Origin of the sequence: Burkholderia sp. 9775_39 (assembly GCF_015712225.1) — a bacterium.
GTDB classification, from domain to species: domain Bacteria; phylum Pseudomonadota; class Gammaproteobacteria; order Burkholderiales; family Burkholderiaceae; genus Burkholderia; species Burkholderia cenocepacia.
This window is the reverse complement of the sequence record NZ_JACCQC010000071.1, coordinates 1-1,157: the sequence shown is the minus strand read 5'-3', so window position 1 is coordinate 1,157 and position 1,157 is coordinate 1. Positions and strand designations below refer to the sequence as shown.

Annotated in this window: 1 protein-coding gene; it reads right to left on the bottom strand. The window is 66.6% G+C overall.

From position 1 onward, the window contains the following. Positions 1–1,157 (bottom strand): phosphonoacetaldehyde dehydrogenase (phnY, locus tag H0X90_RS35285; protein ID WP_069357933.1); only part of this gene is annotated, 1,157 nt, incomplete at both ends.

Below are 1,157 nucleotides of genomic sequence, written 5' to 3'. Positions count from 1 at the left end.
TCGCGCACGTTCACGCTGCCGACTTCCAGCTCGGTGATGAAGCGCGTGATGTGGTCGAAGCGGTTCGTGCACACCGACGACGACAGCGCGTAGTCGGTGCTGTTCGACATCCGGATCGCCTCGTCGATGTCGCGAAAGCGCATGATCGGCGACACCGGCCCGAAGGTTTCGTGCTTGACCAGCGGCATGTCGGGCGTCACGCGATCGACGACGGTCGGCGAATACAGCGCGCCGTCGCGCACGTTGCCGACCAGCAGCCGCGCGCCGCGCGCGATCGCGTCGTTGACCTGCTGCTCGCAGAACTTCGCCGCCGCTTCGTCGATCACCGTGCCCATGTCGACCGACGGATCGGACGGATTGCCGTACGACCAGGCGCGCGTCTTCTCGACGACGAGCGCCGTGAAGCGATCGGCCACCGCCTCGTGCACGAGCATCCGCTTGATCGCCGTGCAGCGCTGCCCCGAATTCTTGTACGAGCCCGACACCGCGAGCGTGCTCGCTTCGTCGAGATCGGCATCTTCCATCACGATGATCGGATCGTTGCCGCCGAGTTCGAGCACCGCGCGCCGGTAGCCCATCCGCGCGGCGATCGACTTGCCGATCGACACGCCGCCGGTGAACGTGATCAGGTCGATCGCCGGGTTCGTGATCAGCTCGTCGGCGATTTCCTTCGGGTCGCCGGTGATCACCTGCAGCATCTGCGGCGGCAGGCCGGCTTCGTACAGGATGTCCGCGAACAGATAACACGACAGCGGCACCTTCTCCGACGGCTTCACGACGATCCGGTTGTTGGTCGCGACCGACGGCACGATCTTGTGCGCGACCTGGTTCATCGGGTGATTGAACGGCGTGATCGCCGAAATCACGCCGAGCAGCGGATCGCGCTGCGTGTACACGCGGCGCTTCTTGCCGTGCGGCGTCAGATCGCACGAGAAGATCTGCCCGTCGTCCTTCAGCACTTCGCCGGCGCCGAACGTGAGCACGTCGGCCACGCGGCCGGCCTCGTAAGTCGAATCCTTGATGCACAAGCCGGCCTCGGCCGTGATCAGCGCCGCGATCTCCGCGGTGCGCGAGCGCACGATGTCGGCCGCGCGGCGCAGGATCGCCGCGCGATCGTGGCGCGTGAGCGTCGGCCGGTACGCACGCGCGACCGCGAA